The sequence below is a fragment of the Terrihalobacillus insolitus genome, from assembly GCF_028416575.1.
Lineage (GTDB): Bacteria > Bacillota > Bacilli > Bacillales > Amphibacillaceae > Terrihalobacillus > Terrihalobacillus insolitus.
Genome location: NZ_JAMQKB010000014.1, coordinates 26,278 through 42,535 on the forward strand (window position 1 = coordinate 26,278; position 16,258 = coordinate 42,535).

Annotated in this window: 11 protein-coding genes; all 11 read right to left on the bottom strand. The window is 39.6% G+C overall.

Features of this window, described 5'->3' with window-relative positions; translation table 11 throughout:
- Position 1: 1 nt before the first annotated feature.
- Positions 2 to 1,270, bottom strand: a complete 1,269-nt coding sequence (locus NC797_RS12880) for a helix-turn-helix domain-containing protein (protein ID WP_272437200.1) — start codon at positions 1,268 to 1,270, stop codon at positions 2 to 4.
- 269 nt (positions 1,271 to 1,539) lie between these two features.
- Entirely contained in the window at positions 1,540 to 3,087 is a 1,548-nt protein-coding gene (pruA, locus tag NC797_RS12885) for an L-glutamate gamma-semialdehyde dehydrogenase (protein WP_272437201.1), read from the bottom strand.
- A gap of 187 nt (positions 3,088 to 3,274) precedes the next feature.
- Positions 3,275 to 4,495 carry a CamS family sex pheromone protein gene (locus NC797_RS12890; RefSeq protein ID WP_272437202.1) on the bottom strand — a complete coding sequence of 407 codons (1,221 nt, stop codon included), beginning with the start codon at positions 4,493 to 4,495 and terminating at the stop codon, positions 3,275 to 3,277.
- Between the two features lie 10 nt (positions 4,496 to 4,505).
- Positions 4,506 to 6,512: an NAD-dependent DNA ligase LigA gene (ligA, locus tag NC797_RS12895; RefSeq protein WP_272437203.1), complete on the bottom strand. Its 2,007-nt coding sequence runs from the start codon at positions 6,510 to 6,512 to the stop codon at positions 4,506 to 4,508.
- Positions 6,513 to 6,652: 140 nt separating this feature from the next.
- On the bottom strand, positions 6,653 to 8,878 hold the full coding sequence (gene pcrA / locus NC797_RS12900) for a DNA helicase PcrA (RefSeq protein ID WP_272437204.1): 2,226 nt from the start codon (positions 8,876 to 8,878) through the stop codon (positions 6,653 to 6,655).
- 14 nt (positions 8,879 to 8,892) lie between these two features.
- The gene (gene pcrB / locus NC797_RS12905) at positions 8,893 to 9,582 is read right to left on the bottom strand and encodes a heptaprenylglyceryl phosphate synthase (RefSeq protein ID WP_272437205.1); all 690 of its coding nucleotides are present in this window, start codon (positions 9,580 to 9,582) and stop codon (positions 8,893 to 8,895) included.
- Between the two features lie 457 nt (positions 9,583 to 10,039).
- Positions 10,040 to 10,351 (bottom strand): YerC/YecD family TrpR-related protein, encoded by a 312-nt coding sequence (locus NC797_RS12910; protein WP_272437206.1) that lies wholly within the window; start codon positions 10,349 to 10,351, stop codon positions 10,040 to 10,042.
- 39 nt (positions 10,352 to 10,390) lie between these two features.
- Positions 10,391 to 11,452 carry a DUF3048 domain-containing protein gene (locus tag NC797_RS12915; RefSeq protein WP_272437207.1) on the bottom strand — a complete coding sequence of 354 codons (1,062 nt, stop codon included), beginning with the start codon at positions 11,450 to 11,452 and terminating at the stop codon, positions 10,391 to 10,393.
- Between the two features lie 66 nt (positions 11,453 to 11,518).
- Positions 11,519 to 13,264, bottom strand: a complete 1,746-nt coding sequence (locus NC797_RS12920; RefSeq protein ID WP_272437208.1) for an adenine deaminase C-terminal domain-containing protein — start codon at positions 13,262 to 13,264, stop codon at positions 11,519 to 11,521.
- 164 nt (positions 13,265 to 13,428) lie between these two features.
- Positions 13,429 to 14,688, bottom strand: coding sequence for a phosphoribosylamine--glycine ligase (purD, locus tag NC797_RS12925; RefSeq protein WP_272437209.1), 1,260 nt, complete (start codon positions 14,686 to 14,688; stop codon positions 13,429 to 13,431).
- 33 nt (positions 14,689 to 14,721) lie between these two features.
- The gene (gene purH, locus NC797_RS12930; protein WP_272437234.1) at positions 14,722 to 16,257 is read right to left on the bottom strand and encodes a bifunctional phosphoribosylaminoimidazolecarboxamide formyltransferase/IMP cyclohydrolase; all 1,536 of its coding nucleotides are present in this window, start codon (positions 16,255 to 16,257) and stop codon (positions 14,722 to 14,724) included.
- Position 16,258 lies beyond the last annotated feature (1 nt).

Consider the following 16,258-nt stretch of genomic DNA (forward strand, 5'->3'; position numbering starts at 1 on the left):
CCTATATTTTTATTATTTGTTCATATGATAAATTGACAAGTTTATAAAACTTATTTGCACTCTTATATTTTTTCCTATCTTCAAAATGCTTGCCAACCATATTTGCATAAATAACCAAATTAGCATAATCTTTTTGTTTTTGTAAATACGGAATAAATTCGTTAACAACAATAGCTTCAAATCTATCAACATCTTTATTAAGTGAATAATAATAAGTACTCAACTTATAATAGTATAATGTTTTAAATTTAGCATCAGAACTAACATTTTCTATTGTTTTTAATCCCTCATCAACCATTTCCTTGGCCTTGTCGTAATTATGAGAATTATAGTACTCGCCAATAAGGGAAGATATAGCAACTAGTTTATCTTCCGCATCAACCTCGGCTTTTTCGAGAACGGAATTAAAAAAATGTATGGCTTGTTTCGTATCACCTTTACTAGCATGCAAATGGCCTAAATTTATGTTTGTTAATCGAATCAATGTTTCATCTTTATCCAATTCTGCCAAATGTCTTGCTAAATTATAGTTTTTAATAGCTTTATCATATACACGAATTCTTCTATACGATATTCCAAGAATGATATGGCATTGGGCACACCTGTGAAAATTGTAATTCTTCCTAAAAATATCTATAGCCTTATTTGAATAATCTATTGCCTCTAATGTATTTCTTATCTTACTATATGTAACAGCCATCGTGTATTTGAGATCAGCTTCTTCATTTTCACTAATATCAGCATGTACAATCTTTTCTTCCGCAAGTCGATAAAACCTCATTGCCTGGTTATACTCTTCCATAACGGAATTATAGTTTCCGTTGAACTTGAACCAATAATATTGGGCGGAGTTTTCAAAGTTGCTTGCTAGTTCTCTTAAACTATTGATTTGCTTTAATGCTAGCCTTTCTTCTCCCAAAACAAGGTAATATCTGATCTTATGAATTTCAAACAACATCTCGTAATCAGAGTTGGAACCTTTCATTAGTTCTTCTAGCTCTTCATATTTTGCGTTAATGGTGTCCCTACTATTGTTTTCAAATAGTAGATCGAACCAATCCTTGCATTTTTCTTCTAATATGGAGTCTTCTTGATCCCTGTACTGTACCCCTAGCCTTACGCATAGCATGTCTATTACTTCTGGACTAGCTACTGTTTTTTGATTTTCTATTTTTGATAAGTAGGATTCAGAAACAATGCCATCTGCTAAGTCTTCTTGGGTCATGTTTTGTTTAATTCTATGTATTTTAATAAAAGATCCTACTTCCATAGAATTCCCACCCCTAAATTATAGAAAATGAATAGGTATATAACCCGCACCTGATTTCTTGACTAGAACCATTTACCCAAAGTGTTGTTGCAGTTCTTCCTTATGAAACTATCATATCATATTTTTAGTTTTTGTATATTGGGAAAGTTGGGGTCAAAAACACCGAATTAACCCACCAAAAACTTTCCTACTTTCCCAGAAACAAAAAAACACCCCTTCCACACTGCTTATGGTTGGTGGATAGGGATGCTCGTACGTACTTTTTTACATTACAGCATTTCAGATGTTGTTTTTCCTTGCATGTGATGGATTAAGTAGTCAGGTCCGCCAGCTTTCGAATCTGTACCAGACATATTGAATCCACCAAACGGATGATAACCTACAATTGCCGCCGTACAACCACGGTTAAAATAGAGGTTACCAACATGGAAATCTTCTCTAGCTTGTTCGATATGATCACGGTTATTTGAGATCACAGCGCCTGTTAAGCCATAATCGGTGTTATTGGCAAACTCAATAGCTTGATCGAAATCTTTCGCTTTTGAGAAACCGACGACAGGACCAAATATTTCTTCCTGCATAATTACCGATTCAGGGTCAAGATCACCAAATACAGTTGGCTTTACGAACCAGCCTTTTGTATTGTCTCCTTCTCCACCAGTAAGTAGTTTACCTTCTTTTTTACCAGTTTCGATGTAGTCTAAAATTTTATTGTATGCTCCTTCATCAATGACAGGACCCATGTACGTGTCATGATTAGTAGGATCTGCAACATTAATTTCTTTTGTTTTATCCACTACACGTTGCAACAACTCGTCATAAATATCTTGGTGGGCAATGACACGAGAGCATGCCGAACACTTTTGACCTGAGAATCCAAATGATGAATACGTAATTGCATCTGCAGCAAGCTCAAGATCTGCATCACTATCAACAACAATCGTATCTTTTCCGCCCATTTCAATAATTGAACGCTTTAGCCATTTTTGACCTGGCTGCACTTTAGCTGCACGTTCGTAAATTCTCGTTCCAACTTCTCTTGAGCCTGTAAAGCTTACAAAACGAGTACGTGGGTGATCTACGAGATAGTCTCCAACTTCAGCACCACTTCCAGGGATATAGTTGACGACACCTGCAGGCATTCCCGCTTCTTCAAGTACTTCTAGAAACTTATATGCAATAACTGGAGTTGAACTAGCTGGCTTAAGCAGTACAGTATTTCCAGTAACAAGAGGTGCCACAGTAGTACCACACATGATCGCAAACAAGAAGTTCCAAGGAGAAATAACAACTCCGACTCCTAGTGGTATATAGTTGTAACGGTTATTTTCAACTTCACGACTGTTGATCTCTACGCCATTTTTGAATTCAAGCATTTGTCGACCGTAATATTCCATAAAGTCAATTGCCTCAGCAGTATCCGCGTCTGCTTCCTTCCACGGCTTACCACCTTCCTTTACTAAATGGGCAGTGAACTCATTTTTACGACGACGGACGATAGCCGCCGCGCGGAACAAAATATCAGCACGCATTTCAGGTTTAGACTTGCGCCACCATTGAAATGTTTCATCCGCAACTTTCATCGCTTTTTCTGCAAGGTCTTTATTTGCCTTCGAAACGTAACCGATAACCTCATCTTTTTTTGCAGGATTATACGAAACGAGCTTGTCCTCTGTCGTAATTCGTTCCCCACCAATAATGAGAGGATATTCTTTACCGAGCTCAGATTCCACTTTTAAAATAGCTTCTTCCAATGCTTTACGATTTTCATCAATGGTAAAGTCTGTGAATGGTTCGTGTTTGTACGGTGTTACCATGTAATAACCTCCTTTTTCAATTCGGACTTAATTGCTCCAACCATTTTAAAACTTTTGGCTGAGGCGCTGCCATTTATATTTTAACCGATTGAGATAAACACTTCAAACATTCTGAAAAGTAAACGGAAGGAGCACATTGATTTCTTTTATTAAACAAGGATTTTTGACCAGAGGCTTGCATTCTTCCCTATTGATCATATACGTAAACATACGGCTCTGATTCACCCGCTTTTCTTACAATAAGGGCTTCTTGTTTATCATTTGACATGATATTCACTTCGAGGTCAAAATAATTTTTAAAGGTTTCCATCACAAGCCCATAGACGTATTGCGTGAACCCAATTACTTCTGCTTTACCATAAAATTCAATTGGCAAATCTATCGTAAGTCTTTGTAGATTTCCATTTACGTAAAATGCTTTGCCAATTACCCCTACATAGTTCGGGAAATACTTCCTAACCTGCTGTTCAAACTCTTTTAAGCTTTCATTGTCATCAAAATACTTATCCTTCAATTCATTTGATGGATAGAGTACATATTCTTCGTTTATAGGTTCCCATTCCCCAATGGAATTTTTATCCCCAGCAACTGTTGTTTTTGCTACAAAGTTACCTGGTACAATCGCGCTCTGTTCTTCTTCGCGATACAACCCAATCATAATCGGGACATCACCAAGGTTGTCCATTTGCCGCAATCTGTCCACTATTTTCTCGGCTATTTTTTTTCCTTCCGTTAGCATGTCAGCCTTTGGAATATCCTCGTAATAATAAGGTCCACCAATTTCCGTTTGAAAGCGGTAGGTAGATTTCATTGCTAACCCGATCGAAATTCCTCCTAATTTCACGGCATCATTTGCACCTTTTTTGAGGAAGTTCTGTTCAAGGATATGGGATAAATATTTCGGACTTTCTCTAAAATCCTCTTCTTTTAACTCATCTTCTGCTATAGGTGGATTCAATCCTATTTGTAGTGATTCTTTTAATTCTTGTTTTTCGGCATCGTTTTTATATAAATCCTTGTTCTCTGACAGGTAATCATCTACTTGTTTATCTGTCATCGTTCGGCCAAGCCAATTTAATACAGTGTCTTCTCCTAAGTATTGACCTTCTTGAAAATAGTAATTACTCGGTTTAAAAATCTCCTTAGACTGGCGTCTTAACCCTTCTTCAAATTCATCAATGTCCAATCGGTTTGCCATTTGATTCACAATGATTCCGCGTGCCTCACTTGGTTCATACGGAAGAAGCACTTTGTAGTTTTCATTCGAAATATTATAACTAGGCACAATAGCTGTTTGTTGCTGTGTATCATCTTTCGTTTCTTCAACCACTTCTTCTTGTTTATCATAGGAAGGGGCACAGGCTGATATAACGAGGAGCATAATGATCAGTACACTAATTTTTTTCACCTTGTCACTCCTATTCCATCAGTTCTTCTTTTAAACGCTGTTCATCCCAAATTTCTATCCCCAATTCCAATGCTTTGTCGTATTTCGAGCCTGCATCTTCTCCTGCTACAACAAAGTCTGTTTTTTTACTAACACTACCAGTTACTTTACCACCCAAGGCTTCTATCTTTTCTTTCGCTTCTTGGCGAGAGAAGAGTTCCATTTTGCCTGTTAAAACTACTGTCTTATCCATAAAAACAGTTACCTCAGGGTCCTCCACTCCTTTTGGTCCTTTGTATTCCATTGCCAAACCTAGACTCTTTAGTTGATCTATTAGTTCTTTCACTTTTGGTTCTTCAAAAAAATGTAGAATGGAATCGGCCATTTTTTCTCCGATTTCGTTAATGGCAATAAGATCATCAAAGGAAGCTGCAGCTAGTCTGTCCAATGTTTCAAATTGTTGTGCAAGGATTTTGGCTGCCTTTGAACCGACGTAGCGAATACCGAGTCCGAATAAAAGTTTTTCTAAGGAATTATTCTTCGAGGTCTCTATCGCAGCCAGAAGGTTATCCACTGACTTATCTCCCATACGTTCCAACTGAAGTAGTTCATCCTTGTTCAGTTTATAAAGATCCGCGATCGTGTGCACTAAGTTTTCACTAAAAAGCTGTTCGATTACTTTTTCTCCTAGACCGTCAATGTTCATAGCATTTCGTGATACAAAGTGAGTTAACCCTTCCTTTAGTTGAGCAGGACAGTTTGGGTTCACGCAGCGCAAAGCGACTTCTTCTTCCAACCGGACGAGTTCACTTCCACATGCCGGACATGCAACAGGCATATGGAACTCCCCTAGACCTTCTGGGCGTTCCTCTAATAGAACGCGTACTACCTCTGGAATAATATCTCCTGCTTTTTTGATGACAACTGTGTCACCTATACGTATATCTTTTTCATGGATTAAACCTTCGTTGTGCAAGGATGCCCGTTTGACAGTTGTTCCAGCAACCTTGACCGGTTCTAATAGTGCAGTAGGTGTAACAACGCCTGTTCGTCCAACACTTAGTTCAATATCAATCAATTTTGTTGTAGCTTCTTCAGCAGGAAATTTATATGCAGTTGCCCATCTTGGACTTTTCGCAGTAAACCCTAGCTTTTTCTGGTGATCCAATCGATCTACCTTAATAACGATTCCGTCAATTTCATAAGTTAAATGTGGTCTTTTTTCAACCCATTCCTGTACATAGTCGATGACTTCCTCGATATTCGTACACTTTTTCCACTCTGGATTTGTTTTAAAACCTAGTTGTTTTAAATATTCGAGACTTTCGCTATGTGCAGAAAGGGTTCTTGCCTCCCACTTGCCAACTCCATAAAGAAAAATATCTAGATTACGAGAGGCGGCAATTTTAGGATCTAGTTGTCTTAACGACCCAGCAGCGGCATTACGTGGATTGGCAAACGGTTCTTCACCATTCTCTTCCTTTTTCTTGTTTAATGCAAGAAAGGATTTATGTGGCATAAACGCTTCTCCACGAACCTCGAATGCTTCTTTTTGATCGATCGTTAGCGGAATGCTTCGTATCGTTTTTATATTTTTTGTAATGTCTTCACCTATCGTCCCGTCCCCGCGTGTTGCGCCTCTTACGAACACACCTTGTTCATAGCTTAACGAAACGGCTAATCCATCTATTTTTAATTCGCATACATAGGTTACTTGATCCTCTTTGAGGCCTTCCCGAACACGGCGATCAAAATCACGAAGATCCGCTTCATTAAAAGCATTTCCGAGACTGAGCATTGGTACAGCATGCTCCACCTTTTTAAATGCATCAAGTGGTTCTCCTCCTACCCGTTGTGTTGGGGAATTGGTGGTAATTAGGTCAGGGAATTGCTGTTCTAGTTCGATTAATTTCTTCAACTTTTGATCATAGTCATAATCCGAAATACTTGGACGATCCTCCACATAATATTCGTGATTATAGGTGTTGATTTCATTACGTAATTCTTCAATTTGTTTTTTGGCTACATCACGATTCATTACTTAACCCTCACTTTTGATAGGTGTTCAGGAACAAAAGCGATATTAGCATTTGCAGGAGGTCTCAAGTCAGCAGACGAAACAGAACGATGACCACATTTTTACTGTGAATGATCGTCCTGACCCAGATCCTTATCCCTCTACGCTTTTGTGATTGGCGCAAACTTAGCTAACAATCGCTTGATTCCTGTTGGTGCAGGAAAGGCAATGTCCAATTCCAATGCTTCCCCTTCGCCCTGTACTTTGACCACTGTTCCTTGTCCCCACTTTTTATGATTGGCTTTATCTCCTGGCTTCCAAGCAAGCGTATCGCCACCAGTTGAGGCAGGCTGTGTCTTTCTTGCGGGTCGTTTCGGTGCAGCAAATGGATCTGGTTTATGTTTTGGAGAAGAATTAAAGCCAAACATCGACTGTTTCATTTCTTCCATTCCCTCTACTAACTGTTCCGGAATTTCATTGATAAACCGACTAACTGGGTTCATATTTGTCCTTCCATATAACGTCCGCATTTTTGCATGGGTTAAATGGAGCTGCTTTTCTGCCCTTGTGATACCAACATAAGCCAAGCGACGCTCTTCTTCCATTTCATCTTCGTCCATTAAGGATCGGCTGTGCGGAAACACATTTTCTTCCATCCCAATTAAAAATACGACTGGAAATTCAAGCCCTTTTGCGGAGTGTAATGTCATAAGAACTACTTTATCATCTCCAAGTGGATCTTCATCTACTTGATCGATATCCGCGATAAGTGCCAAATCGGTTAAAAATGCGAGCAAACTTTTATCTTCACTGTTTTTTTCAAATTGCTTGGTTACCGTTTTAAATTCCTCTAAGTTTTCGAGACGACTTTGAGATTCAAGTGTTCTTTCGTTTCGTAGCATTTCCTCATAGCCTGTCCGATTTAAAACCTCTTCAACCATATCTGTTGCAGACAAAAACTCCTGCTGCTGGGTCCAGTTTCGGATAAGGGCACCGAACTCTGATAGGGATCGAGCCGCCTTACCACTCACTCCTACAAAATCTACTTCTTGTACTGTTTGATATAATGAAATCTCTTGATCCGCAGCATAAGACTGTAGTTTTTCAAGGGATGTTTTTCCAACACCTCGTTTCGGTTCATTCACAACACGAGCAAAGCTCAAGTCATCATTCGGATTCGAAATAAGCCTTAAATATGCCAACATATCTTTAATTTCTTTTCGATCATAAAACTTTGTTCCACCAACAATTTGGTATGGGATATTTGCTTTGACAAACGTTTCCTCAATTGAACGAGATTGTGCATTTGTTCGGTACAAAACCGCAATATCCTTGTAGTTGTATGTGTTATCTGCAATAAAGTCTTCTACTTTATTGGCTACAAACAATCCTTCTTCTTGTTCAGTGGCCGCTTGATAGTACTGGATTTTCGCGCCTTCCTTATTATCTGTCCACAATTTTTTTGGCTTTCTTCCTGTATTGTTTTCGATAACGGTGTTTGCTGCTTCGAGGATATGCTGCGTAGAACGATAATTTTGTTCGAGCAGGATAACGGACGCGCTCGGGTAGTCCTTTTCAAATGAAAGAATATTTTGAATGTCAGCACCGCGCCAACGGTAGATCGATTGATCTGAATCCCCTACAACACATAAATTTTGGTATCGTTTTGCCATTTGCTGAACTAAATAATATTGTGCGTGGTTTGTATCCTGATACTCATCGACGTGGATATATTGAAAGCGCCGTTGATAGTATTCCAATACTTCAGGAATCCGATCAAATAAATGGATCGTTTGCATAATTAAATCGTCAAAATCCAAGGACTGATTTTTGCGGAGTGTTTTTTGATAATTTGTGTAAATGTCTGCTACCTGTTTCTCATAAAAATTATTTGTTTGTTTTTCATATTGTTCAGGTGTTATCAATTCATTTTTGGCTGAGCTTATCGCACCAAGCATCGCTCTTGGATCCCATTTTTTCGGATCTATGTTTAAGCCCTTGATTACCTGTTTGATAACGGACAGTTGATCTCCACTGTCCAAAATGGAAAAATTGCTACTCATCCCGATTCTATCAATATCTCTTCTCAAAATACGTACACACATAGAGTGAAACGTAGAAACCCAAATATTCGATGCTTCAGGTCCCACTAGTCGGAAAACCCGTTCCTTCATCTCACGTGCCGCTTTATTAGTAAACGTAATTGCTAGTATACTTCTAGGGGATACTTCCTTTTCTTCGATTAAATAGGCGATTCGGTGTGTTAAGGTACGGGTTTTACCACTACCTGCACCTGCCATTATTAACAAAGGGCCTTCTGTATGCTGTACCGCCTTTTGTTGTTTTTTATTTAACCCTGTTAGTAAATCTTTGACTTGATTACCCACAGTATCCACCACCTTTATCCCTCTCCTTTTACTGCTTTAACCGTTGTTAATGCCTGTTTGAAATTCTCGTAGATACTATTTCCGACGATGACAACATCCGCATTTTCTTTCATTTGCTTCGCTTCTTCTGCTGTATGAATTCCCCCGCCGTAGAAAAGTAGCGTATGATCTAACTTTTGCTTCACCTTTTTTACTAAAGCAGGATCACCAAGTTTGCCGCTATATTCAATGTAGAAAATGGGGAGACGAAACATTTTTTCTGCCATGAGTGCATAAGCTAAAACGCCTTCTTCATCTGGGATTGTACAATTTGTGAGTTGAAATGCTTTTGCATCCTCATTTAGGATACAGTAACCTTCCACCATAACGTTATCCCAATCCATTACATCGCCATATGTTTTGACAGCATGGTGGTGTATATCCATCATCCACTTCTTATCCTTACTATTCATAACCATCGGGATATAATAGAAATCAAACCCAGGCGTTATGACATCAAGATTCGATATTTCTAAAATAACAGGAACCACGTACCTGCGAATACGGGACAACAAATGTAACACGCCATCCAGTGTGACATGATCCGTACCACCAACAATAATCGCGTCTGTTCCAGAATCGCATATCTGTTCTAGATTGTCATCACTTATTTCTTTGTTTGGATCAAGCTTAAAAATATGTTGCCATTTATTCATATCATACACGGATAATGCCTCCAGTAAAACGTATTGACTGTTCAAATCTATTATAGCAAAGTTTCTTTGAGTATTTACACTAAAAATGCGTGTTCAAAAAGTCGGCAAATTAGAAGCAAGCAGGTCGAGGCGGCGCAGTTTTGAGTATCGCAGCGAAAGCTTGTTGCTTCGAAAGCATTACCTCGCACGAAGAAAAAGTGTTCTTCTTTTTCTGAGGATATGCTTTTAATACGAGAGAAACGGAAAAACAAGCCATTTAAGGAATGCAGGCTAAGACCGCCACGTCCTGTGGCAACGCCTGCATGACCCACATCGTGTGGGCCTGAGATGCGCCGCTTATCATTTGGTGACTTTTTGAACAACCTCTAAAAAAAGAACCCTAGCCGATTGAACTAGGGTTTAAAAATTCTATTATTTATTTTGACCGTTTTCGGTTGGAAAAACAAGTCCATTCGATTATCTTTTTTTATCCATCGCTTTTATTGTCGTCATCTTGTAAACGATCCAATATCATCTCATATGCATCATTACCGTAATTCAAACATTTTTTTACCCTTGAAATCGTTGTGGTAGAAGCACTCGTTTCTTTTTCAATCACTTGGTATGTATACCCTTCTCTTAGCATTTTGGCTACTTGCAACCTTTGGGACAAAGCCTGAATTTCGCTAATGGTTGCAATATCATCAAAAAAACGGTAGCATTCTTCCCGATCTCTTAAGGTTAAGATAGCATCAAACAATTGATCTAAGTGTTGGCCTCTAAGCTTATCTATTTGCATGCTCTCACCTCTTTAATTGCCCCTTTTTTTCGAGGACGATCATTGGATGGTTACGGCTCCATTTAAACCTGGATCCTCTGGAATCACATTAACCCATGTTTTTCCTGGTACAAAACCAACTGGTTGTCCATCTTTGTAAGGCACAATACGTCCTTCTTCATTTCTCCATTGTAGCTTTTCTAGTTTGCCTTTTTGAAGTAAATAAGCATTTCCACCAGATTGCAGATCGACAGACCGCCTACCAGCATCATCTATGACTTCATGACGGGTCTCAACAATAAATACATTATCCACCGACACAGCTTCTTCTGTTTCCAATTCAACCGTCTTACTACCGTCACTATAGCGCACATATTGCTGACTAGAAGAGTCATATTGATATGTAACGATCTCCTCAGGATAGTACACAATTTCTACGTCTGTAGCTTGTCCACCATCAATCGTTTCCACCTCTTCGTCATCAAGAAATGGTAGTGGGGTGTAATCTGCTTTCACTTCGTATCCTTGCTCTTTCGCAACGTCATATATAGCTGGAAAAAGGACATACGAATTGTGAGGGGGCTCTCGAAAGTTTGCACGTTTGAACAAATTCCCATCATTATCATAATAGGCACCATTCAGATTATCGACTACCCCTGCTCTTAGTCGATCTTCAATGAAATCCGCTGCACCATGATAAATATACAAAGCATTATAATTCGCGGCAAGCGTATAATAGTATTCTCTGGCACTCCTTACTGGTCCCACAACCTCAGGCTTTTCACTTTGAAAAAAAGCAATAAACCGTGTAATCGGTCCTTCAGCCAAAATTTCAAAAACAATATCTGCTTTCGTAAGACCTGTTTGTGGCCTTGCCTGCGTGGCATTATTCACCATTACGGATACGATCCGGTCGTTTACTGGGTCGTTTGTCCGGATTCCAGTGAGTGGATAAACGTTTTCAAATTCAGGCTCCTGTTTCGGCTCCTCTATTTGTTCTGTTTGCTCTGTCGTATTGTCTTGTTCTTTTTGTTCCTCATTATTCGATGTTGCTTCCTCTTCATTAGAGCAAGCAACAAGAAAAATAAGGAGGAACAAAAGGAATAAAAAATGCTTTCTCACTATTTTCCCACCTTACTACTTTTCAATTTCCCATGAGAGATGATCAGTCATTGCTATTTCTTCATTTTACCGCATTATCGCTGGAAAAAGCACCTCTTTTTTCTTCACATCCATAATTCCTTTAGGTGTAATTCGAATATATGGTAAATGCATCGACGACAAAAACAACAAATGATAGACAGGATCATTATAAGGATATCCATATTTCTTTAGCAAATCTTTTAGTTTTTTCTCTTCAATGATAAGTTGATCCAACGAGCCGTCATACATAATTCCAGCAAGAGTGAGAGGTAGTTCAAACTTAACTTCCCCATTATGGACAAGGACAATGCCTCCGCCTATTTCCTTCATCCGTTCAAAGGCGATCGCTATGTCTTGTTTGTTTTTCCCAATAAACACGATATCACCTGTATTAGAGTAGGAGCTTACGATTGCCCCCAAAGAGTTCGTAAACCCTTTTATTATTGTATTGACACGCCATGCCCCTTGTCGATCGATTAACATCAAAAACGCTTCATCAAATTTGTTGTGAATCTCGTTTACCGTTGCATCTATCGATACGGCAAATGGCTTCATGATAACGTCGCTCACCATTTCCATCCCAATAGGAAGGGAAAACTGCATGTCATCTTCCTGCAGCTCCCAATCAAGGTTTAGTCGTTCAATACCATACTTCCCCCAATGAATTGGTGGCATACTTTCCGTTCGTTCTCCGTCTTTTTTCATCCATTTTCCTTTTGCTAAAACAGAAATTGGATTCGGGTTTTCCTTCGATTCTAATATATTGATATGTGCCACTCGACCAGGTGCAATACTTCCAATCCTTTCTTGCATACCCAAATGCCTTGCTGCGTTATAGCTCGCCATTAAATAAGCATCAATTACAGGCACGCCTTGTTGGATCGCAATTTCAATACATTGATTCATAATACCTTTTTCATAAAAGGAAGGCGTTGCTCCATCCGTTGTCATTGTAAAAGAATCATAGTAGTCAATCCCCAATTCCTTTATTTCTTTCAATAAATCGGGTAAATCGGGACGGATGGATGAATAACGAAGTCCGACTTGATATCCTAGCTTCAACCGCTCTAGCACTTCTTTACCAGTAATGGATTCATGATCGGCATCAACACCAAGAAGTTTCATTTTCACTAACGTATGCTCCGACGCTCCTGGCAAGTGTCCTTCTACTGGCTTCCGAAGCTGCTTCGTTTCTTGCATCCAATATAAAATTCGATCGTCATCTGACAGCACTTGTGGCCAAGCCGTTAGCTCCCCTCCTTGAACTACAGCTGGATGCTCTAACCATTTCATCACCTTTTCGTTTGTGAATAGTTCTTCTTCCTCTACCTGAAGGGATGACTGAGAATCAAAACGCGACCACCAATACACGGAAACAGGGGAAAGCATAAAGTCGTCTATAATAGAAAACGCTTTCTTTTCCTCCAACAAAAATAACCACATTAAGTTGTCATTAATTAATGTTGTTGTTCCTGAATATGCTGCATATTTCGCTAATTGGTGGGGATTATATAATTGAAATGGATGGACATGTGGTTCAATATATCCTGAAACGGCATAACGCCCCTCATAATTTACGATTTCAGTTCCACTCGTATTGTTTGGGAGTTTGTCGCCGACATAGACGATTCGATCCTGATAAATCCAAATGTTCGCTCGTACCCATTGTTTTAGAAACACATTTAAATACGTTATATTTTTTAACAATAACGTTGGTGCGACCGTTCCATCTATGATAGCTACATGCTTTCTAAGCTCTCGATTTCTCCAACGATAGCGGTGTTCATTCATCGCAGATCTCTCCAATATTTTTTATTTTGTTAATCGTACCATATCAACTTGTAAAACGCATTGAAAAAATATGAACATTTATTGAAGAGATATTCAAAAATGCACCAAATGCTTATTTCGCTGATTATGAATAGAGGCAGCCGTTTTTTAGCTGCCTCATTTGTTTATGCATTTGTGCCGATGTCTTTGCGATAAAAAAAGTCTTCATTGTTTTGGGAGGCTTCCAGTTTTGCATATACTTTTTCACGAGCCTGGGACAAATGATCTGCTGTTGCCCCGACAAGTAGTACTCTTCCACCCGATGTTTGATAGACTTCTTGTTTGCGTTCCGTACCTGCATGGACAATAAAGCAATCAGAATCACTGTTATCGGTTAGACTTTTGGGAATAGACACCCCTTTTCGATAGGGGCCTGGATAGCCTGCAGAGGCAATCACCACACCGACACATGCCCCACCCTTGGTCCGTAAATCAGGATCTTTTCCAGACGTTACATCTTCTATCACTTGTAGCAAATCATTTTCCATTAAGGGTAAAACGACTTGGGTTTCTGGATCACCAAATCTAGCATTAAATTCAATCACCTTTGGGCCATCATTTGTTTCAATCAGACCCGCATACAAAATACCAGTAAAAGACCGTCCATCTTCTACAAGACCTTTTGCAGTGGGCTTTAGAATATGATCTACAGCATACTGTATATTTTTTTTACTCAAGTCTGGAACAGGTGCATATGCCCCCATCCCTCCAGTGTTAGGGCCATTATCCTCATCATAGGCACGCTTATGATCACGAGCAGGGACGAGTGGATACACCCGATCACCGTGAACAAAAGCCATCAGTGAGAATTCCTTACCTTCCAAAAACGCTTCGACAACAACTTTATTACCGGCATTTCCGAATTGTTGATCAACTAACATGTTATCAACTGCAGTACATGCTTCCTCAACAGAGAGAGCAACTACAACTCCCTTTCCAGCTGCAAGCCCATCAGCCTTAATGACAATTGGAGCACCTTTTTCTTTTATGTAGTCTTTTGCCAGATCTGCATTTGTAAATGTTTCATAATCTGCGGTTGGTATATGATGCTTCTTCATAAACGCTTTTGCAAAGTCCTTGCTTCCTTCTATTAATGCGGCCTCTTTAGTCGGACCAAAAACGTTCAGGCTTTCTTTTTGAAAGGCATTGACAATCCCGTCTAATAACGGGGTTTCTGGACCGACGATTGTCCAATCGATTTGCTCTGATTGTGCAAAAGCTACTAGCTTCTCTATTTCTGTATCTTGAATCGGGACACGAGTCGCTTCTTGTTCCATGCCGCCATTACCTGGCGCTACGTATATGTTGCTTACTCGAGTGTCCATTGCAAGCTTCTTGATCATACTGTGCTCCCGTCCGCCACTTCCTACCACGAAAATGTTCACCCAATCCCCCCTCATGTTTCCACCTAACTATTATTAGTGCTTGAAATGACGTAGACCTGTGAACACCATTGCAATTCCATGTTCGTCACATGCTTTAACAGAATCGTCATCACGCTTAGATCCACCCGGTTGGATAATCGCAGTAATTCCTGCTTTTGCGGCCTCTTCCACTGTGTCTGGCATTGGAAAAAATGCGTCAGATGCCATCACCGCACCATTTGTTTGATCAAACGCTTGATCTAATGCTATTTTCGCTGCTCCAACACGATTCATTTGCCCTGCGCCAACTCCAAGTGTACGATCTTTTTTAGCAATAACAATTGCATTGGATTTCACGTGTTTTACAACCTTCCAAGCAAATAACAGATCTGTAAGCTCTTGCTCGTTCGGATGACGTTTCGTCGGAATGGTTAGATCATCGTTTGTGACTGTACCTTTATCCTTATCCTGAACAAGAACACCTCCTGCAACACTCACAACCTTTTGATTGCTACTTGATTCACCTTGATCCATCGAAATCTTTAATAACCGAATATTCTTCTTCTGTGTTAACAGCTCCAATGCCTGTTCTGAAAAGGATGGGGCAATGACAATTTCAAGAAAAATATCTTTTAATTGCTCCGCAGTTTGTAAATCCACTTCTCGGTTTAACGCAACGATCCCGCCAAAAATGGAAATAGGGTCTGCTTCATATGCTTTACGATAGGCGTCGGAAATGCTCGAACCGATCCCTACTCCACACGGATTCATATGTTTAACAGCTACAGCTGCTGCTTGATTGAATTCAAGTACAATTTCAAGTGCCGCATTCGCGTCTTGAATATTGTTAAAGGAAAGCTCTTTCCCATGCAATTGCTCCGCGTTGGCTAGTGATGCGTCGTGAACAACCGGTTCTTTATAAAACGCTGCCTGTTGATGTGGGTTTTCTCCATATCGCAACGACTGCACTTTTTCATACGAAAACGTCAGTGTCTCTGGGTCTTTCTCGCCTGTCAAAGTTAAAAAATATTGCGAAATCATTGCATCATAATGTGCTGTATGCCGAAACACCTTTGCTGCCAAGCGTTTCTTTGTGGCAATGTCGAGTTTGTTTTCTTTAAGCTGGCTTACTATTTCTGCATAGTCATTAGGATCTACGATAACCGTAACGTCATAAAAGTTCTTCGCAGCAGAACGGAGCATCGTTGGACCACCAATATCAATATTTTCTATCGCATCCGTTTCGGTTACACCTTCTTTTTCAATCGTTTGTTTAAACGGATAAAGGTTGACAACTACTAAATCAATTGGTGTAATGTCTTGGCTTTGCAATTGCTCCAGGTGTTGTGTATTCTCTCTTTTGGCAAGTAGACCTGCGTGGATCGATGGATGTAACGTTTTGACACGCCCATCCAAAATTTCATCAAACTTGGTCACATCTGAAACAGGAATTGCTGGAAGACCTGCATCCCTTAATGTCTTCAGCGTCCCCCCTGTTGAGATGATTTCGTATCCTAAGTTGTTCAATTCTTTTGCAAAATCTACTACATTTCTTTTATCTGAAACACTGATTAGTGCACGCTTTTTCATT

Bases quoted from the DNA above. Each gene is read 5' to 3' on its own strand.
- pruA (WP_272437201.1), bottom strand. From the start codon at position 3,087: ATGGTAACACCGTACAAACACGAACCATTCACAGACTTTACCATTGAT.
- NC797_RS12880 (WP_272437200.1), bottom strand. From the start codon at position 1,270: ATGGAAGTAGGATCTTTTATTAAAATACATAGAATTAAACAAAACATG.
- ligA (WP_272437203.1), bottom strand. From the start codon at position 6,512: ATGAATCGTGATGTAGCCAAAAAACAAATTGAAGAATTACGTAATGAA.
- NC797_RS12920 (WP_272437208.1), bottom strand. From the start codon at position 13,264: ATGAATGAACACCGCTATCGTTGGAGAAATCGAGAGCTTAGAAAGCAT.
- purH (WP_272437234.1), bottom strand. From the start codon at position 16,257: ATGAAAAAGCGTGCACTAATCAGTGTTTCAGATAAAAGAAATGTAGTA.
- NC797_RS12910 (WP_272437206.1), bottom strand. From the start codon at position 10,351: ATGCAAATAGATAAGCTTAGAGGCCAACACTTAGATCAATTGTTTGAT.